We start from the raw sequence: 20,129 nt of genomic DNA on the forward strand, positions 1-20,129 counted from the left end.
GCCCATGGCACGGCCGGTCTCATCAAACGGCGGCGGTCCCTGGGTTCGACAAGGCAATAAAGAGTAGCAGCTTTATTGTAAAAGCGGATTTAATGATTACCTGTGGTAAATAGAAGGAATGTTGACATTGTAAATTTGGTTGACGAAGGTGAAGAAATAAATAACGTGTTAATGCTTGGCGATTCAGTTAATGCGATTCAAGATTCAGTCTCAATTAATGCGATTCAATAAGTTTAGGTAAAAGCGATTTAGTTCATTGAAAACAAAAATGCGGACTGCTGTCAAAAAGGAGGGCTGTAATCGTTAAAAAAAGGGCTGTTTTTATAAATGCCCCTTAAATCATTGTTTTTCAATTAAATACAAAGCATAAAACAAGACGTTTTTACAATCTCCGGACAGGGCATTTTTTGCTACACCGTTGTAGTGGATCGTGGATTGCTTTAAAAAAGCGGGCGGTGAGGTGGGGTTGGAAGCCGGATTATGGATATGGCGACTTTGTTGAAGACGTCTTTTATTCGGGTTGGGACAACTTCACGGGCAATTCATATTATTAAGATATTCTGAGTGTCAGGGCAAGACGGCCAGTCCTTTTATTCAATATAGAGGTCCGGGTTCTCTGTGCGTATTCCGGTTCGGAGGTGGAATAGAAAGGCGGGTGCGGCGGGAATGATTCAGCAAAAAGGCGGGGTACATAAAGGTACTGGTTGGAAAGTGGTGTGTAGGGATGGGTGGATAAGAGTTCCATCTTGGATTGGGCGGTGGGGAAACGAAGAGTGTAATGGGTGATGGATGGAAAAAGAAAATGGTGCAGGGTGGAAAATGGCGTGTTGGGGATTGGCGAATGGAGGTGCGATAAAGGCTCAGGTGGAAAATGAAATGTTAAGGATTGGCAGCCGAGCAGCGAAAATGGTTCTGGCCGGAAAAGGCGCGTTTGAGGGATTGGCAGATTGGAGAAGAGAAAAAGATCCGGACGGGAGGGTCGGCAGCAGGGAAACGGAAAAAGGTTGCGGCCGGAAAAGGCGCGTTTGAGGGATTGGCAGATTGGAGAAGAGAAAAAGATCCGGACGGGAGGGTTGGCAGCAGGGAAACGGAAAAAGGTCCGGGTTTGAAAATGGGCGACTGGGAATTGATGGGTGGAAAACGAAACGGTTCCAGCTCGAAAGTGGCAGCCGGAAAATTGTCAGATTGAAAAATGAAAGGTGCCGGTTGCAAACTGAGGGAAAATGAAGGAAAGAATATGAGCCCCGGGATTACCGGGTCCTGCCTCGGGCTTAATAGAATTGATTCAAACGGTACGAACAGCCCCTCATGTCCCCTATTCAACAGCCTCCTATCCCCATAACACGCTACATTCCCACCCCCATTCCCCCTCCCCATCCGGTCATCAAATTACTAAAACGTTTTAGCGAATCTTTTCTTATTTTAGCCCTTTCCGGCGCCCATGCCGGGTTTGAGAACTAAAAAAACAGTGAATGAAAAATTGGTTGGTTGCGCTAGCCCTGGGGGTGGCGTGTGCTGCACAAGCTCAGCAGAAAGATTACGCAGAAAAAGTAAATCCATTCATCGGTACCGGTGGCCACGGCCACACCTATCCCGGCCCCAGCATGCCCTTCGGTATGGTGCAGCTGAGCCCTGATACCCGCCTCAAAGGCTGGGACGGATGCTCCGGGTATCACTACACCGACTCCGTGATGTACGGGTTTTCTCATACCCACCTCAGCGGCACTGGCATCGAAGATTATTGTGACGTGCTGCTCATGCCCGTTACCGGCAAACCTTCCTGGAATAACGAAGAATACGCCTCCCCTTTCTCCCACCGCAACGAAAAAGCGTACGCCGGCTTTTACAGCGTGCTGCTCGACAAATATAACGTCAAGGCATCCCTCACCGCCACCAAACGGGTAGGCCTGCATAAATACGAATTCCCCGCCTCGGCACAGGAAGGGCATGTGCTGCTCGACCTCTATCACCGCGACATCGTCATCAATTCCAGCCTGAAAGTGGTGAACGACAGTACCGTGATCGGGATGCGCCGCTCCACCTCCTGGGCCAAAGACCAGATCCTGTTCTTCGCCATGAAGTTTTCCCGGCCCTTCCGGTCGCACACAGTGGCCCTGTCTGACAGCACCAAAGGCGCGCTCCCCCAGGCCGAAGGCCGCAATATCAAAGCCTATTTCACTTTCAACACCGCCCAGCCGCTCTATGTAAAAGTGGCCATCTCCGGCGTCAGTGAAGCAGGCGCGCTCAAAAACCTCGACGCGGAAATGCCGGGCTTCGACTTCGATAAAACCCTCGCCGACGCCAAAGCAGCCTGGAATAAAGAACTGGGCAAAATCGAAGTGAAAGGCGGCACGGCCGACCAGCAGGCGATTTTTTACAGCGCGCTCTACCACGCCTGCCTCAATCCGAATCTTTATATGGATGTGGACGGCCAGTACCGCGGCACTGACCTGAAAATCCACAAAGCCGAAGGTTTCGACAACTACAGCGTGTTCTCCCTCTGGGATACCCACAGGGCCCTCCACCCGCTCATGACGCTCATCAACCAGCAGAAAACCAACGACTGGATCAATACCTTCCTGGCGCAATATAAATACGGCGGCATGCTGCCGGTATGGGAACTGAGCGGCAACGAAACCTTCTGCATGATCGGTTACCATTCCGTGCCCGTGATCGTAGACGCCTACCAGAAAGGCATCCGCGGCTACGACGCCAGATACGCCCTCGAAGCCATGCGCAGCTACGCGGAAGGGGAACGTTTCGGCATGCAGCACTACATCCGCCAGGGTTACCTGAGCATGGACACGCAGCCGGAATCGGTATCGCGCACGCTGGAGTATTCGTACGACGACTGGTGCATCGCACAGATGGGAAAAATGCTCGGCAACACCGAAGTGTTTAACCGTTATATGAAACGCGCCCAGTCGTACAAAAACCTCTACGACGCCTCTACCGGCTTTATGCGCGGCAAAATCGGCGGCCGCTGGATGAGCCCCTTCGACCCTACCGAGGTGAACAACTTCTTCACCGAAGCCAATTCCTGGCAGTACAGCTTCGCCGTTCCGCAGGATGTGAGCGGGATGATCAGGCTTTATGGCGGCAAGGAAAAATTCACCAAAAAACTGAACCTGCTATTCACCACCGAAGATAAACTCTCCGGCCGCCACCAGTCGGACATTACCGGCCTCATCGGCCAGTATGCCCACGGGAACGAGCCGAGCCATCATATCGCTTACCTTTTCAACTACCTCGGCCAGCCCTGGCGCACGCAGGAACTGGTGCACCAGGTGATGACCACGCTGTACCACAATGCGCCCGACGGGCTGAGCGGCAACGAAGACTGCGGCCAGATGAGCGCATGGTACGTGATGAGCGCCATGGGCATCTACCCGGTAACGCCCGGCGCGGGCACTTATGCCCTCGGCACGCCCACCTTCGACGAGGTGAAGCTGCATTTCGAGAACGGCAAATCGTTCACCATCAAAGCCAGCCAACTCTCTGACAAAAATTTTTATGTACAGGGCGTCAAAGTGAACGGCAAAGCGCTCCCCAATTCGTGGATCGCGCACAGCACCATGATGCAGGGCGGCAGCATGGAATTCACCATGGGCGCAACACCCAATAAAACATGGGCCGCAACCGACGCGAACGTGCCACACAGCAGCATCGCCAGCAACCAGATCGTAGCCGTGCCGTACGCGGAAGCGGCTTCCGACCGGTTTACCGCCACCATGAAGGTATCGCTGAAAGAAGTGGAGCCCAACACCGTTATTTATTATACGCTGGATGGCTCCACCCCTACCAGCCGCTCCACGAAATACACGCAGCCCGTCACCCTGAACAAAACCACCACGCTCAAAGCGGTGGCTTTCCGCAACGGCCAGTACAGCCAGGTGATGCAGACGCCTTTCTACCTCATCCCCACCGATAAAACCATCCAGGTATTATCCAAAATCCATCCGCAGTTCGAAGCGGGCGGACCGGACGGCCTGATCGACGGCATCCGCGGGCAGGACGATTTCAGGCTCGGCGCCTGGCAGAGCCACTATCCCGGTAACCTCGAAGCGATCGTGGACCTGAAAGCGCCGCGCCAGCTGAAAAAGCTCGGCCTGAGCGTGCTGCAGGACCTCGGCGTGTGGATCTGGTATCCCACACAGGTGGAATTCTTCGTGTCCGATAACGGGAAAGACTTCAGCAGCGCCGGCGTGGTGAAAAACACGTTCTCCGACCGGGAATACGGCAGCTTCACCCAGGTGCTGAGCCTGCCGGTAAACATCAGAACCCGCTACGTAAAAGTGGTGGCTACTACCCATGGCATCATCCCCGACTGGCACCCCGGCAAAGGCGAGCCCTGTCATATTTTTGCCGATGAAATCATTATTGAGTAGTATTTTCCGGAAGCTAACGACCTGAACATGACGATAAAAAACCTATTCCACCTGGCCATCCTGGCCGGCGCAACGGGCCTCGCCGCCTGCGGAGACGCCGGGCCGGCCGAAACCGCGCCCAAAGCGCCCGTGAATATCATTCCCATGCCCGCGCGGCTCACCGAACAGGCGGATTCATTCCGGCTCGACAAACAGACCGTGCTGGTAGCCGTGGCGGAGGCCGACAAACAGGCCGCCGCCCTGTTCAACGAATACTTCAAAAGCCTCAGCGGCTACGAACTGAAGATGCAGGACAGCGGCGCCCGCAACGCCATCATCTTCAAAAGCATGCCGGCCAGCGAAAAAGGGCTGCCGGAAACGTACCACCTGAAAGTGAGCGCAGACCAGGTGACCGTGAGCGGCGACGATGCCGCCGGCACTTTCTACGGCATGCAAACACTGATCCAGCTGTTGCCCGTACAGAAGGCCCAGGCGTTCTGGCTCCCCGGCGTCGACATTTTCGATCAGCCCCGCTTCGCCTACCGCGGGCTGCACCTGGATGTGGGCCGCCACATGTTCCCGGTGGAGTTCATCAAAAAATACATCGACCTGATGGCCATGCACAAGCTCAATACTTTCCACTGGCACCTCACGGAAGACCAGGGCTGGCGCATCGAGATCAAAAAATACCCGAAGCTGCAGGAAGTGGCCTCGCGCCGTAAAGAAAGCATGGTGGGCCATTACAACGATCAGCAATTCGACGGCAAACCCTACGGTGGTTTTTATACGCAGGAACAGATCAGGGAAGTGGTGAAATACGCCGAAAGCCGCCATGTGACCGTGCTGCCGGAAATCGAGATGCCCGGCCACTCTTTGGCTGCGCTCGCTGCATATCCCGAACTGGGCTGCACCGGCGGGCCGTATGAAGTAGGCACCAAATGGGGCGTGCTGGACGACGTGTATTGCGCCGGCAACGACAGTGTGTATATGTTCCTGCAGGATGTGCTCGACGAAGTGATGATGCTCTTCCCCGGCAAATACATCCACATCGGCGGCGACGAAAGCCCGAAAGTGCGCTGGGAGAAATGCCCCAAATGCCAGCAACGCATCAAGGAACTCGGACTGAAAGACGAACATGCGCTGCAGAGTTATTTTATCCAGCGCATGGAAAAATACCTGAACAGCAAAGGCCGCCAGATCATCGGCTGGGACGAGATACTGGAAGGCGGCCTGGCGCCGAACGCCACCGTGATGAGCTGGCGCGGCACCGAAGGCGGTATTGCGGCGGCCAAACAACATCACGACGTGATCATGACGCCCGGCAACTACGTGTATTTCGATCACTACCAGTCGCAGGGCAAAAACGAGCCGGTGGCCATCGGCGGCTTTACGCCGGTGAGCGAGGTGTATGCCTACGAACCCGTGCCGCAGGAACTGAGCAAGGAAGAAAGCCAGTACATCAAAGGCGCGCAGGCCAACGTATGGACGGAGTACATCAAAAACTCCGAGCACGTGGAATACATGGTCTATCCCCGCGCCATTGCGCTGGCGGAAGTGCTGTGGTCGCCCGCGGAAAAGAAAAATTACGACAACTTCCTCGACCGCCTGAAAACCCATCTTCCCCGCCTTGAAATGAAAGGCGTGAATTACGCCAAACATGTGTTTGAAGTGCGAGGGCAGGTGGAAAGCGATCAGAAAGGCGGCGTGCAGGTGAAACTCGACAGCAAGCTCGACGGCGGCGTGATCACTTACACCACCGACAGTACGGCGCCCACCGCACAATCCACCCGCTACTCCGGGCCGGTGGCGGTACAGCAAACCGGCGCCATCCGCGCGGCGGTGTTCCAGGGCGACAAACAGTACGGCAACGAATTCCAGCAGGCATTTACGCTGCACAAAGCAGTGGGCAAAAACGTGACCCTGGCCAAACCACCGCACCAGAGCTACAATCCCGGCAGCGCGTTTGCCCTCGTGAACGGCATTGCCGGTGTGAAGGAATTCAACGACAACCAATGGTCCGGTTTCAACGGCAGCAATTTCGAAGCGGTGGTAGACCTGGGCATCGATTCCGTGGAGATCACGGAAATTGCCATCGGCACGCTCGGCAACCCCGACCAGTGGATTTACCTGCCGAAAGAAGTGGACTTTTTATTGTCGGCTGACGGGAAAAACTTCAAAAGCGCCGACAAGCTGAAAGAAATAGACGTGAAACAGAAAGGCATCCGGAAACTCTCGGTTCGCCCGGAGAAAGCAAAAGCGCGGTATGTGAAAATCATCGCGAGAAATGCCGGTACGATCCCCAAAGGGGCCGCGGGAGAAGGCAACCCGGCCTGGCTGTTCGTGGATGAGATCTATGTGAAGTAATAACGTTTGTCATCATAAAAAAGGCCGCTCCGTTCACCGGGGCGGCCTTTTTCGCAGTTTGACCGGTGCGCTAAGCACCGGCCCGTCCTTCTGTATACTATTCGTGACTCAGTCCTACACTGTGCGTGTTTATTTATTAACCCACAAAGTCCACTTTGCATCAAACTTGTACCACTTACCGTCGGGCGCCTCCCATTTCCATTCGGGCACTTCCGCGAAGTTCTTGCCGCCGTCTGCCGTCCACCACAGCTTTCCGTCCCCGATCTTCAGCCAGCGCCCGTCTTTGTCCGCCCACATACCGCCGTCCACAACGGCCCATTGCTGCCCGTCGGTGCTCCACCATAGCTGGGCGTTTTTGTCGAGTTTGTACCAGTAAGTTTTGCCGTCTTTTTTGCCGGACCAGGTGCCTGTTTTGGATTTTTCCCAGTCCTGGTCAATATTTGTGTACCCACCTGCAGTTTTTCCGGAGTTTGCCGCTACACCAGCCGGGACCGTTAAGATGATCACGGCGGCCAGCATTAACAATTTTTTCATCGTGCAATTTTTAAGGTCTGGAATATATGGTTACGCACAAACACATCAGGGTCTGTCTGAATGTGTTACCGCCTGCAGGCTTGCAGAATATAGTTACGTTGGCTCCATACTTTTGGATTTTGGCGGCTCGAGAATATTATATTTCCTTTACTATAGCGCGTTCCCGATAGTAAATGATAAATTTTTCAGAACAATCCCTGTATTTTATTTAATTTTCGGGCTCGTTTTTAAAAACGCATTAAAAAACTTGAACAATGACCATCAATCACCAGGAAATTGAACTGATAGACAGTTTCGAGCAGATTTCCGTGGAAATCCACCCTACAGCCAAGGATGGCTCAAAGGCAGTTGCGCAGGAGATAGCCGCACTTATTCGCGAAAAACAGGCCGCCAAAGAACCGGCCGTGCTGGGCCTGGCCACAGGTTCCACTCCCAAATACCTCTACGCCGAACTGGTGCGCCTGCACAAGGAAGAAGGGCTGAGCTTCAAAAACGTGGTTACTTTTAACCTGGACGAGTATTACCCCATTGAACCGGATGCTTTACAGAGCTACAACCGCTTCATGAAAGAACATTTATTCAATCATATCGACATCCCAGAAGGCAATTACCATATTCCCGACGGAACGGTGCCGAAAGAGCAGATCAAAGCCTACGCCGAAGCGTACGAGCGCAAGATCGACGAAGCGGGCGGTATCGACATCCAGATACTGGGCATCGGCAACAACGGCCACATCGGCTTCAACGAGCCGGGCGCCAACGTGAACTCACATACCCGCCTGGTGACGCTGGACAATTCCACCCGCCTCGCCAACGCATACGAATTTTCCAACATGAGTGCGGTGCCCCGCCTGGCAGTGACTATGGGCATCAACACCATCATGAAAGCCAAAAAGGTGGTATTGCTCGCCTGGGGCCAGCACAAAGCCAAAATCGTGTGCCGTTCCGTGGAAGGCAACAGCACCGATCAGGTACCCGCTTCCCTGCTGCAACAGCACCGTAACTGCAAGTTCGTGGTAGACGAACAGGCCGCCCTGGAGCTCACCCGCTATAAAGAGCCCTGGCTCACCGGCGACTGCGAATGGACGCCCAAACTCATCCGTAAAGCCGTTACCGGCCTGGCACTGAAGCTGAACAAGCCCATCCTGATGCTGACGGATAAAGACTACAACAACAACGGTCTCAACGACCTGATCGTTCAATACGGCTCCGCATACGAGCTCAACATCAAGGAATTCAACGGCATCCGCGATACCATCACCGGCTGGCCCGGCGGTAAACCCGGTGCGGACCTCCCCAACCATCCGGAGCGTTCCACACCGGCCCGCAAACGCGCGCTGATCTTCTCCCCCCACCCGGACGATGATATCATCTCCATGGGCGGCACCTTCATCCGCCTGCACGAGCAGGGCCACGATGTGCACGTAGCGTACCAGACTTCCGGCAACATCGCCGTGACCGACGAGTTCCTGCTGCGTTTCATCGACTTCGCCGTAGGTTTCGAAGGAATGTTCGACATCGACCGCAGCAAAAGCTCCCAGATCCTCGAAGATGCGAAAGCATTCATCCAGATCAAAAAGCCGAGCCAGAAAGACACACCGGAAATCCGCGCCATCAAAGGCCTCATCCGCCGTTGCGAAGCAAAAGCCACCTGCCGCTACGTTGGCGTGGGCGACGATCATGCACACTTCCAGAACCTGCCGTTCTATGAAACCGGCCTGGTAGAGAAAAAGCCCATGGGCCCCGAAGACGTGCAGCTGACCGTAGACCTGCTCCGCCAGCTGAAGCCCCAGCAGATCTTCTGCGCGGGCGACCTCGCAGACCCGCATGGCACCCACAAGGTGTGTCTCGATATCATCTTCGCCGCGCTCGAAATAGTGAAAAACGACGACTGGGCGAAAGATTGCTGGGTTTGGCTCTACAAGGGCGCATGGCAGGAATGGGACATCCACGAGATCGAAATGGCCGTGCCGATGAGCCCCGACCAGATCATGCAGAAACGCCTCGGCATCTTCATCCACCAGAGCCAGAAAGACGTAGTGCCTTTCCAGGGTACCGACGCCCGCGAGTTCTGGCAGCGCGCCGAAGAAAGGAACGCCAACACCGCCGACCTCTACGACCGCCTCGGTCTGCAGAAGTACGCCGCCATGGAGGCATTCGTACGCTACCACTTCATGTAATCCAGTTTTAAGGATAAATCGTCAAAACGGTCCGGGTAACACCCCGGACCGTTTTTTTATTTTAACTTTGGAAGATATGAGTTGGACCCTCCTATCCGGACTGATCATCGGGCTGTTCGCGGGCAGCCTGGGCAGCTATCTCTTCCTCCGGAAATATTACATACCACTACATCAGGCACAAAAAGACAGGCTCGACCTGGAAGCCGCACTGGCGCAGCGTTTGACACGTCAGCAGGTGCAGGATGAGTATGTGCTCCGCGAGATGTACGACAATACGCTGTACACCCTGCAGGAAAAAGACAAACAGCTCGAGGCGCAGCACACCGAGATCAGGAGCCTCGACAGCCGGCTTTCCGCCACCAGCAAAGAAAGCGAGCTGCTGCGGCAGCAACTGGCGGAACTGGGGCAGGACCTCCGGAAGATACACGAGGCCAACCGCGAAGAATTCAGAAACCTCGCCGCCGATATCCTCAAAGAAAAGAGCCGCGACTTCGTGGAAACCAACAAAACCGCCATGGACCACATCCTGGCGCCGCTGAAAACAGACATCGGCCAGTTCAGGAAGACGATTGAAGACACCCGCAAAGAAGACATACAGGACATCACTTCCCTCAAAAAGGAAATCGAATCGCTCCACCGGCTCAACAGCCAGCTGAGCGAAGACGCGCAGCGCCTCGCCGGCGCCCTTAAATCCGACGTGAAGGTGCAGGGCAACTGGGGCGAAGACCGCCTCCGCCTCATCCTCGAATCCGAAGGGCTGCAGCAGTACATCGATTACACGCGCGAGGAAGTGCACCGCGACACCGAAGCCGACCGCAACCGCCGTCCCGATTTTATCCTGAAACTGCCCGACGGCAAACACCTCGTGATCGACAGCAAGGTGTCGCTGAACGCCTATGTGGCTTATTTTAACGCCAGCGAACCGGAAGAAAAGAAAGGGCACCTGCGCCAGCTCGTCAAAAACATCAACGAACATATCGACGAGCTTTCCGGGCGTAACTATCATTCGCTCGGCAGCCTGAACACGCCCGATTTCGTGTTCCTGTTCATGCATTTCGAATCCGCGCTCACGCTGGCACTGAACGAAAGCCCCGATATATTTACCCGGGCGCTGAAGAAAAAGATCGTGCTCATTACACCCTCCACGCTCGTGGCCACTTTCAAGATCGTGCGCCTGCTGTGGCAGCACGAAAACAGAACGCGCAACGTGGAAGAAATATTCCGGCAATGCGGGTTGCTGTACGATAAATTCGCGCTCTTCCTCGAAGAGATGCAAAGCCTCGGCAACAACCTGAAGCAAGCCACCAACGCCTACGACGATGCCATGAACCGGCTGAAAGACGGGAAACGGAAAGGCGATACGATCATCGGGCGTTTTGAGACCATCCGCAACCTGGATGCCCGCACGAACAAAAACCTCCCGAAGGAAATTATCACGGAAATGGATATCCTGTTTCCGGACGACGATATAAAACTGGTAAACGGAAAAGACGCATAACCTATGCCTTCAAAATTTCTGACGGCCGACTGGCGGAACCTGCTGATGGCCAACTTTGAAACGGACCCTTCCCTGCTGAAACCGTATGTGCCGCGCGGCACGGAGCTCGACGACTGGAACGGCAGACATTACGTGAGCCTCGTCGGTTTCCTCTTCGCCAACACCAGGGTAAAAGGCATTGCCGTGCCCTTTCATAAAACGTTCGAAGAAGTGAACCTCCGTTTCTATGTGCGCTACAAACACCCGGAAGGCTGGCGGCGCGGGGTGGTATTTGTCAGGGAGCTGGTGCCCCTGCCGATGATCACCTTCGTGGCCAATACGCTCTACGGGGAAAAATACGCCACCTGCAACATGCGCCACAGCTGGGAACCGCAGCCCGCCGCACGCCTGAAAGTGCGCTATGAATGGGAATCCGGGCGCGGGTGGAACCACCTGGAAGCCATTGCAGACAAAACGCCGGTGACCATCGCCGAAGGCACCAAAGAACATTTTATCACGGAGCATTACTGGGGGTATACCCAGCTCGATGCGCACCGCACGTCGGAATACCAGGTAACGCACCCCAGCTGGCGCGTGCACCCGGTACACGATTTTTCGTACCAGTGCGATACCGCCGGCATTTACGGGGAACAATTCGTAAGCACGCTCGACCAGTCGCCTGCTTCGGTATTCCTGGCGGAAGGCTCCGGTATTGCGGTGATGAAAGGGATGAAGATCCGGCATCGATAATATTGCACAACACCGACATTGCAACCATGCATCACAACGCCATCACAGAAAAAGGATACACCGTATTACCGCCGGTGTACGACGGCGAAGCCATCGCGCAGCTGACTTCGATCATCGAATCCGCGGCGCAGGACAATGCCAGTTTCCGCAGAACGGCCGACCTGTTCGCCATCCGCCGGGTGCTGAAAGAAATCCCGGCATTGTATGACGCCGTTTTCACACCGGCGCTGCGCGACTGGATCGATACCTTGTTCGGCAAGGGGTATTTCCTCGTCAAATCCATTTACTTCGACAAACCCGGCGCGTCCAACTGGTTCGTGTCTTACCACCAGGACCTCACCATTTCGGTGAACACCCGGGCGGATATAGCCGGCTTTGGGCCGTGGACGGTGAAGCAGGAACAATACGCCGTACAGCCGCCGCTGGATATTCTTGAGAACATGTTCACGCTGCGCATCCACCTCGACGAAACGGACGCCGACAACGGCGCATTGCGCGTGGTGCCCGGCTCCCATCGCAAGTCGGTGTACCGTGCTGCCGATATCGACTGGAGCATGGAAACGGAAGATACCTGCGCCGTGCCACAGGGCGGCGTGATGGTGATGAAACCCTTGCTGCTCCATGCCTCCGGCCGCACCGTAAACGGAAAAAGCCGCCGGGTGCTGCACCTCGAATGCTGTAACCGCGAACTGCCGGCTCCCCTGCAATGGGCCGAGCGGCAATCCATCAACTGACTATATATGCATATACATTATTTCCAGCACGCCCCTTTTGAAGGCCTGGCCTGCATTGCAGACTGGGCGGCGGAAAAATCGCATACGCTTTCCGCCACACATTGGTACAATCCACCCGCAACGCCCGATATCGGCGGCGCCGATATGCTTGTGGTGATGGGCGGCCCCATGGGCGTGTATGAAGAAACGCAATACCCCTGGCTGGCCAGGGAAAAATCCCTCATACGCGGCGCAATAGCCGCCGGAAAGCCCGTATTGGGCATCTGCCTCGGCGCGCAGCTGATCGCCGCCGCATTGGGCGCGAAAGTGTATCCTAACGCGGAAAAGGAGATCGGCTGGTTCCCCGTACAGTTCCATGATGAACTGGCGCCTTCGCCGGCCACCGTTTTTCACTGGCACGGCGATACCTTCGACCTGCCGGACAACGCAGTCCACCTCGCCGAAACCCCCGTCTGCAAAAACCAGGCGTTCCGCATCGGCGACCGGGTGTATGGCCTCCAGTTCCACTTTGAAGTGACGCCGGCGGCGATGGACAGCATGCTGCAGCACCTCGGCCACGAACTGCAACCGGGCCCTTACGTGCAAACGGCGGAGGAGATCCGTGCCGGGGCGCATCATGCCGCCGCGAACAATGTGTGGATGTACGGCCTCCTCAACAGGTTGGAAAAATTGGTTTAATTTTAGCGAATGGCACAACAAGTGGAGTTACTCATCGTAGGCGGAGGGCCGATAGGAATGGCATGTGCGCTGGCGGCGCAGAAAGCGGGCATCGACTACCTGATCGTGGAAAAAGGATGCCTCGTCAATTCCCTCTACCGCTACCCCATCAACATGACCTTTTTCTCCACCAGCGAAAGGCTCGAGATCGGCGGCGTTCCTTTTGTGTCCAACAACGCCAAACCCACACGGCCCGAAGCGCTGGAGTATTACCGAAGGGTGGCGTCTTCGCAGCATATCCGCATCCGTCTCTTCGAAAAAGTGGAAAACGTGCGGCCGAACGATAACGGGTACACGGTGATCACCGGCAAGGAAATTTACCATACGCGGTTCATCATTATCGCCACCGGTTTTTATGATATTCCCAACCTGCTCAATATCCCCGGCGAAGACCTCGCCAAGGTCACCCACTACTACAAAGACCCGCACTATTACGCCACTCAGAAAGTGGTAGTGGTGGGCGCGAACAATTCTTCCGTAGACGCCGCGCTCGAAACCTATCGCAAAGGCGCCGACGTGACGATGGTCATCCGGGAAGGAGAAATCGGGAAGCGCGTGAAATACTGGGTGAAACCCGATATCGAAAACCGCATCAGGGAAGGGAGCATCAAAGCCTACTTTCATTCCACGCTGACCGCCATTCACGACAATTCTGTAGACATCCGCACACCGGACGGCTCCGTGACCATCCCTAACGATTTTGTGATTGCCGCTACGGGGTATCAGCCCGATTTTAATTTCCTGGAGAAAACGGGGATTACCTTATCCGCAGACGCCGTGAGGAGCCCGTCGTACAACCCGGACACGATGGAAACCAACCTGCCGGGCGTGTACCTCGCCGGTGTGGTATGCGGCGGCATGAACACGCACATCTGGTTCATCGAAAATTCAAGGGAGCACGCGGATAAGATCATTGCGCATATCCGCGGGTAAAATGAAAACTTTCATGAAAGCCACCGAAATTGTTCACATGAGATCATTACACATATTCATGGGAGATCCGAAGTTTTTCAGCATGTCACTGAAAAAAATCACTATACAAACAGGAATTTTCAGTATATTTGTACCAACAAAGGGCAATTGCCCTTAAATTCTTGGACCGGGGTGTCCCCGATCGGTATAAAGCCAGGCGTAAGTCTGGCTTTATACTTTTAGGGATATACTTTCAACCCGTAAAGGTTTCCTTTCTTCGTGTAAATTTTGTTTCGGATAAGCTCGTAAGGTAAATTGGGCCTGTGCTCTTCAATCACGTACCGCGCTATCGGATAAGCAATTAAATCCGCCAACTGCAATCCATTTATATTTTCACGCTTGCTTTTAAAGGAAATTGAGAGCCTGCATCCCTTTAGCCTTTCAGGCGTAATATAACCCGTTCCCCGTGCTAAAAGACGTTGAAAGTGTTCATGCAACTCGCGGTCTTCTTTTAGTCCTCTTTTCTCTATAATAATCTGCAATTCCTTTTGATCGTCCCTGATGTCGTCAAGGAAGAAAATAGTCCGCTCTATGATAAACGACAGTGCAATTTCATACACATCGTTTCCAAGGCGTCCGAACCTGTTAATATACTTGTCTTTTCTTATGGCCGACGCGAAAACCGTATAGTTATTTTCACGTACAACATCGTTGATACGCTCATAAAACCGCTGTTTTTTTTCGAGGTCAAACAGCACACTAAACTCCTTCTCACATTTCCGGATATCACGCGAGTGAAAGATTACATGAATGTTATTCCAAAACTCCAGTTTGACGGCATTGATGCTATTTCTGATTGCCTGATAGTCATTCTCCTGTACCAATACCCCGCATAACAAAAACACAGGGAACCGGTCGTCCACCTGCGTTAATCCATGGTCGCCACTTTCGTCCATGTACAAACAATATTTCATGAATTTGATTTGTAGTTCGGATCAAATCCATCTTCGGCTAATTGGAAACAATAAAATTAAATAAATCACACCACATTCACTTCCCGCTCCAGTACCACGCCGAATTTTTCTTCCACGCTTTGCAGCACTTTCGTAGAGAGGTTGTAAATGTCCGCGCCCTGTGCGTTCCCGTAATTGACCAGCACCAGCGCCTGGCGGGCATGTACGCCGGCATCGCCTTCGCGGTAGCCTTTCCAGCCGCATTGTTCGATCAGCCAGCCTGCGGCAAGTTTGAAGTGATGGCCGGGTAAGGGGTACGCCACCACGTCGGGGAACGCCACTTTCAATTGTTCGTATTTTTCCGCGCTCACTTCCGGGTTTTTGAAGAAGCTGCCGGCATTGCCGATTTCGGCGGGGTTAGGCAGTTTGGAAGAACGGATATGGATAACGGCCTGGCTCACGTCGCGGATGGTGGGTGCGGTGATGCCCATTTTGGCCAGCTCCTGCTCGATGGCGCCGTAGGTGGTGTTGACTACCGGTTTTTTATGCAGCCGGTAAGTGACGTTGAGGATCACGAACCGGTTTTTAAACTGCCGTTTGAATACACTTTCGCGGTAACCGAATTCGCAGGCGGCATTGTCGAAGCGGACGGGCAGCAGGGTATCCAGGTTGAGGGCTTCCAGTTCCCAGAAGGTGTCTTTGATTTCCACGCCGTATGCGCCGATGTTCTGCATGGGGCTGGCGCCTACATTGCCGGGTATCAGCGAAAGGTTTTCGAGGCCGCCGAGGTCTTTACCGATGCAATGCATCACGAACTGGTGCCAGTTTTCGCCGGCGCCGGCATTGATGTACACATAGTCGTCGTCTTCCCCCACCACGTGTATGCCTTTGATCTCGTTTTTTAATACGAGCCCGTCGAAATCCTTTGTCAGCAGCAGGTTACTGCCGCCGCCGAGGATCATTTTCGGCGTATCGCGCCAGCGTTCGTCGCGGAGGATCTGCTGCAGCGCTTCGGTGGAGTGGAATGCGGCGAAATAACGCGCCGTGGCATTCAGGCTGAAAGTATTGTATGGGCGGAGAGAAACATTTTCGTTGACCGTCATAGCGTAGTATTCAAATATCCTATCTTTATTACCGGAACAAATATAGTCAACTATAAAATGCCAAAAACAGCAATTGTTACGGGAGCCACCGGCCTGATCGGAAACCTGCTGGTGCAGGCGCTTTTGAACGACGGCTCGTATGAGCGGGTGCGGGCCATCGTGCGCAAACCGTTGCCCATACAGCATCCCCGGCTCGAGAACGTGGTGGTGTCGTTCGACGACGACCGTGCGCTGGCCGAAGCGTTGCGGGGCGACGTATTGTTTTGCTGTATCGGCACCACCATCAAAAAAGCCGGCAGCCAGGCCGCTTTCACCGCGGTAGATTACGGCATTCCCGTGAAAACGGCCGGCATCGCCATCCGCAACGGCGTGACGCAGTACCACCTGGTATCCGCCGTGGGCGCCAATGCGCGCTCCGCTAACTTCTACCTCCGTACGAAAGGGCAAACGGAAGAAGCGCTTATCCAGATGGGCTTCCCCTCCCTCTTCATATACCGGCCCTCGCTGCTGATGGGCGAGCGTAAAGAAGTGCGTTTCGGTGAACAGGTCGGGCAGCTGTTCATGCCGGTATTTAAATTCCTGATGGTAGGCGGCTGGCGGAAATATCGCCCCGTGAAGGCAGCCACCGTGGCGGCCACCATGCTGGCCAACGCAAAAAGCGGGGCGGTGGGCATAAAAGTGGTGGAAGGGTTTGCGGATTGACAGGCGCCATGAATAACAAGGCCCTCTAAACAGCCGCACTGTTCACGGTGCAAACGCGCTCTTTCTGACAGCAATAAGAAGATGGGAAAGAACCGGGATACCGGGAAGTTACACACAATCCACATCCGGGGTGATCACCACCGAACGGAACTGTTTCTCGATCGTCAGCTGTCCGAAGAACTCTTTCAGCATGTTTTTGACCTGTGCAATACGCCGCGAGTCGCGCGGTAATTTGATCAGCATTTCCTGGAGGTAGAAACCCCGCACGCGGCTCACCAATGGTGCCGCCGGCCCTACCAGCTGCGCGCCCAGGTGGGGCCTGAGCCAGTTGCCTAACACGAGTGCGGCCTCATCCACCGTTTTCTGTTTTTTATGGCGGATGGTGAGTTTGATGATGCGGGAAAACGGCGGATAACCGAACTGCTCGCGCTCCGTGATCTCCGCTTCGTACATCGCCTTGTAGTTATGCTCGGTCACAAATTGCAGGATGTGATGGCGGGTGTTGCTGGCCTGGATGATCACTTTCCCCTGCCCGTCGCGGCGCCCGGAGCGGCCGCTCACCTGTTCCATCAATTGAAAGGCCCGCTCGTTCACCCGGAAATCCGGGTAACTCAGCAGACTGTCTGCACTGATCACGCCCACCAGGTTCACGTTCTGGAAATCGAGGCCTTTCACCACCATCTGCGTACCCACAAGAATGTCTATCTCTCCCTGTTCGAGCGATTGTATCATCCGGTTATGGCCGTCTTTACTGCGGATGGAATCCATGTCCATGCGGGCGATGCGGGCCTGGGGAAACAGTTCCTGCAGGTCTTCCTCGATTTTTTCCGTGCCGAAATTCTTGGGCACCAGCGTCTGGCTGCCGCAGGCGGCGCAGGTATAGACGTAAGGATAACGCGTGCCGCAGTAGTGGCAATGCATGTTATCCTGGTGTTTATGATAGGTGAGCGAAACGTCGCATTGTTTGCAGTTGGGGATCCAGCCGCAGGTGGTGCAAAGCAGGAACGGCGCATAGCCGCGGCGGTTCTGGAACAGGATCACCTGTTTGCCCGCTTCGAGCGATTGCGTGATATGCCCGCGCAGCACGGAGGTGAAGTTGTGCACCATTTCCTTCATCGCCATTTCTTTTTTCAGGTCGGCGATCTCGATGGCCGGCATGGCGATGCCGCCGTAACGTTCCTGCAGTTCCACGAGGGCGTATTTGCCCTGTTTCGCATTGTAGTACGATTCGAGGGAAGGCGTGGCGGAACCGAGGAGTATTTTCGCTTTGAAGAGGCCGGCGTAATAGATGGCCGCGTCGCGCGCGTGGTAACGGGGGGCGGGATCCTGCTGCTTGAAGGAACCGTCATGCTCTTCATCGAGAATGATCAGGCCCAGATCACGGAAAGGCAGCAGCAGGCTGGAACGCGCACCGAGCAATATCCTGATTTCGCCGCTCTTGACTTTGTTCCAGATCTCCACGCGTTCGTTGTTCGAGAAACGGGAATGATAAATGCCGATCTGCGTTCCGAAGTGTTTTTGCAGCCGGCGGATGATCTGCGCCGTGAGCGCGATTTCCGGCAGCAGGTACAGCACCTGTTTGCCGCTGCCGAGGTATTCTTCGATGAGTTTGACGTAAATCTCCGTTTTACCGCTGGAAGTAACGCCATGCAGCAGCGTCACCTGTTTTTCCGTAAAACATTCGCGGATGGCTGCCAGCGCGGTTTCCTGGGCAGGGCTCAGGTCGAATTTGATCTGCACGTCTACCTTGCCCATACGCACACGCCCTACGATGCGCTGGTCTACCTGGAGGATTTCCTTATCCACCAGCCCTTTCAGCTGCGCGGCGGAAGCGCCTGATTTTTTCAGCAGTTCGCTCTGCGCCACTTCGCCCTGTGTTTTGATGAGGTGAAGATATGCCAGCAGCAGCTCCAGCTGTTTCGGGGCGCGGGCCAGCTCGTCGAACAGCGGGGCGATGGCTTCATCGGTTTCGTATGCGGGGTTGAGGAGGATGAATTTCTCCGTCTTTTCCTTGTACACTTCTTTCAGCTCCTCGTATACCAGGCAAACCTTTTTTTCGATGAGTTTTTTAATGATGGAATACACGTCCGGGCGGTCGAGGATCTGCTGCACCTCCCCTATCCGCAGTTCCTGCCGGATGTGCAGCGCTTCCGCCACGAGGTACTCATACTCGTCGAGCATCGTAAAATCGTCGCCGAACGCATCATTGAAAAGCAGCACCGTTTCGCTGGAGAGTTTCAGGTGCGCGGGCAGGGCGGCGTTGAGCACATCCCCTTCGTTGCACATGTAATATTGCGCCATCCATTCCCAAAAGGCCAGCTGGGTAGGGTATACGACCGGCTCTTTGTCGAGCAGGTCGTGAATGGCTTTGGTTTTGTAGGCGCCGGGCGCCTGGTCGTGCACCGATTTGACGATGCCGGCGTACTTTTTATTGCCCAGCGGCACGGCAACGCGGCTGCCCGGCTGAATGGCATTCTCCATATCAGGGGGCACGGCATACGTATAGTTTCTGGGCAGTGCCAGGGGTAATATGACGTCGGCAAATTTCATATCGCCTGTAAGGCCTGGTAATTGCGGTATTTACGTAATTCTTCCTCCATCATGTGGCGCACCTGTTTTTTGAGATGGGGCACATCTTCCATCGTCAGGCCTTCCACCGGTACCAGGGGCAGAAACACCACACGGCATGGGCCGGGGTTGAGGGAAAGGAACTTTATTTTCGCCAGCCGGGCATGATTGTCTACGTACAGCACCGGCCGGATGGGTGTTTGTGTTTCTATGGCGATCCTGAAAGCGCCGCTGTGAAACGGCAGCAGGGGCTGCTCTGTTTCGTTGGTGGTGCCTTCGGGGAAAATCAGCAGCGATACATTCCGCTTAATCATATATAACATATCCCGCATGCTTTGAGCGCGGCCTTTGGCCGTGGAACGGTCTACCGGCACCACGGAACGGCTGTAAATGAGGCCGAAGAGGGGTATCCTGGACAGTTCGCTCTTCCCCAGCGGGCGAAACGGCAGTGGCATCACTTTCACGGCCAGGGCGGCGTCGAGGTAAGAGGAGTGGTTGGCGAGATATATGCAGGGATCGTTGCTTTTAGGGGCTTTCCACGTCTTCCTGACGAAAATGCCCACCGCGGGGAACCACACGTGGGCCCAGAAACGGAGGAAATAAAACACAATATTGCCCCCTTTCACCTTTCCCAGGAAAGACACCAGTACAATGGGTGGCAATATCAGGAACATGATCGCCAGCCAGACAATCAGGGCGTACACGCTGTACAGCGCCCGGAAACATTTCAGTAGCACGTGCATAAAAAGCCGAAAGATACAGAATTAT

15 protein-coding genes are annotated in these 20,129 nt (G+C 54.6%); 10 read left to right on the forward strand and 5 right to left on the reverse strand.

Annotated elements, in window-relative coordinates; genetic code table 11:
- Window positions 1-886 precede the first annotated feature (886 nt).
- From EGT74_RS02020 to EGT74_RS02030, 3 genes are all read left to right on the forward strand, one after another.
- Window positions 887-1,189 (forward strand): hypothetical protein, encoded by a 303-nt coding sequence (locus EGT74_RS02020; protein ID WP_123844867.1) that lies wholly within the window; start codon window positions 887-889, stop codon window positions 1,187-1,189.
- 283 nt (window positions 1,190-1,472) lie between these two features.
- Window positions 1,473-4,388 carry a GH92 family glycosyl hydrolase gene (locus tag EGT74_RS02025; RefSeq protein ID WP_123844868.1) on the forward strand — a complete coding sequence of 972 codons (2,916 nt, stop codon included), beginning with the start codon at window positions 1,473-1,475 and terminating at the stop codon, window positions 4,386-4,388.
- A gap of 27 nt (window positions 4,389-4,415) precedes the next feature.
- Window positions 4,416-6,731 carry a glycoside hydrolase family 20 protein gene (locus tag EGT74_RS02030; protein WP_123844869.1) on the forward strand — a complete coding sequence of 772 codons (2,316 nt, stop codon included), beginning with the start codon at window positions 4,416-4,418 and terminating at the stop codon, window positions 6,729-6,731.
- A gap of 129 nt (window positions 6,732-6,860) precedes the next feature.
- Here EGT74_RS02030 and EGT74_RS02035 read toward each other — a convergent pair whose 3' ends face one another.
- Window positions 6,861-7,265 carry a hypothetical protein gene (locus EGT74_RS02035; protein WP_123844870.1) on the reverse strand — a complete coding sequence of 135 codons (405 nt, stop codon included), beginning with the start codon at window positions 7,263-7,265 and terminating at the stop codon, window positions 6,861-6,863.
- A 254-nt stretch (window positions 7,266-7,519) separates the two neighbouring features.
- Between EGT74_RS02035 and nagB the strand changes: the two genes are divergently transcribed.
- The 6 genes from nagB to EGT74_RS02065 all read left to right on the forward strand — a co-directional run bounded on the left by nagB (window position 7,520) and on the right by EGT74_RS02065 (window position 14,056).
- The gene (gene nagB / locus EGT74_RS02040) at window positions 7,520-9,445 is read left to right on the forward strand and encodes a glucosamine-6-phosphate deaminase (RefSeq protein ID WP_123844871.1); all 1,926 of its coding nucleotides are present in this window, start codon (window positions 7,520-7,522) and stop codon (window positions 9,443-9,445) included.
- 76 nt (window positions 9,446-9,521) lie between these two features.
- A complete protein-coding gene (gene rmuC, locus EGT74_RS02045) occupies window positions 9,522-10,943 on the forward strand; it encodes a DNA recombination protein RmuC (protein WP_123844872.1) in 1,422 nt (473 codons plus the stop codon).
- Window positions 10,944-10,946: 3 nt separating this feature from the next.
- Window positions 10,947-11,672: a YqjF family protein gene (locus EGT74_RS02050; RefSeq protein WP_123844873.1), complete on the forward strand. Its 726-nt coding sequence runs from the start codon at window positions 10,947-10,949 to the stop codon at window positions 11,670-11,672.
- Window positions 11,673-11,698: 26 nt separating this feature from the next.
- Window positions 11,699-12,406, forward strand: coding sequence for a phytanoyl-CoA dioxygenase family protein (locus EGT74_RS02055; protein ID WP_123844874.1), 708 nt, complete (start codon window positions 11,699-11,701; stop codon window positions 12,404-12,406).
- 6 nt (window positions 12,407-12,412) lie between these two features.
- Window positions 12,413-13,084, forward strand: coding sequence for a type 1 glutamine amidotransferase (locus tag EGT74_RS02060; RefSeq protein ID WP_123844875.1), 672 nt, complete (start codon window positions 12,413-12,415; stop codon window positions 13,082-13,084).
- 9 nt (window positions 13,085-13,093) lie between these two features.
- On the forward strand, window positions 13,094-14,056 hold the full coding sequence (locus EGT74_RS02065) for a YpdA family putative bacillithiol disulfide reductase (RefSeq protein WP_123844876.1): 963 nt from the start codon (window positions 13,094-13,096) through the stop codon (window positions 14,054-14,056).
- Window positions 14,057-14,274: 218 nt separating this feature from the next.
- Here the strand turns inward: EGT74_RS02065 and EGT74_RS02070 are convergent, their stop codons facing one another.
- The gene (locus EGT74_RS02070; protein WP_246008106.1) at window positions 14,275-14,991 is read right to left on the reverse strand and encodes a DUF3800 domain-containing protein; all 717 of its coding nucleotides are present in this window, start codon (window positions 14,989-14,991) and stop codon (window positions 14,275-14,277) included.
- A gap of 83 nt (window positions 14,992-15,074) precedes the next feature.
- The gene (gene murB / locus EGT74_RS02075) at window positions 15,075-16,091 is read right to left on the reverse strand and encodes a UDP-N-acetylmuramate dehydrogenase (RefSeq protein WP_123844878.1); all 1,017 of its coding nucleotides are present in this window, start codon (window positions 16,089-16,091) and stop codon (window positions 15,075-15,077) included.
- 57 nt (window positions 16,092-16,148) lie between these two features.
- On the opposite strand from murB, the gene EGT74_RS02080 reads away from it, so the two are divergent.
- The gene (locus EGT74_RS02080; RefSeq protein ID WP_123844879.1) at window positions 16,149-16,793 is read left to right on the forward strand and encodes an NAD(P)H-binding protein; all 645 of its coding nucleotides are present in this window, start codon (window positions 16,149-16,151) and stop codon (window positions 16,791-16,793) included.
- Between the two features lie 108 nt (window positions 16,794-16,901).
- Here the strand turns inward: EGT74_RS02080 and priA are convergent, their stop codons facing one another.
- Both priA and EGT74_RS02090 read right to left on the reverse strand, forming a co-directional pair.
- On the reverse strand, window positions 16,902-19,343 hold the full coding sequence (priA, locus tag EGT74_RS02085; protein ID WP_123844880.1) for a replication restart helicase PriA: 2,442 nt from the start codon (window positions 19,341-19,343) through the stop codon (window positions 16,902-16,904).
- Complete coding sequence (locus tag EGT74_RS02090) at window positions 19,340-20,104, reverse strand: lysophospholipid acyltransferase family protein (protein ID WP_123844881.1); 765 nt, start codon at window positions 20,102-20,104, stop codon at window positions 19,340-19,342. Before EGT74_RS02090 ends, priA begins: the two co-directional genes overlap by 4 nt.
- Between the last annotated feature and the right edge of the window lie 25 nt (window positions 20,105-20,129).

Origin of the sequence: Chitinophaga lutea, assembly GCF_003813775.1 — a bacterium.
GTDB classification, from domain to species: Bacteria; Bacteroidota; Bacteroidia; order Chitinophagales; family Chitinophagaceae; genus Chitinophaga; species Chitinophaga lutea.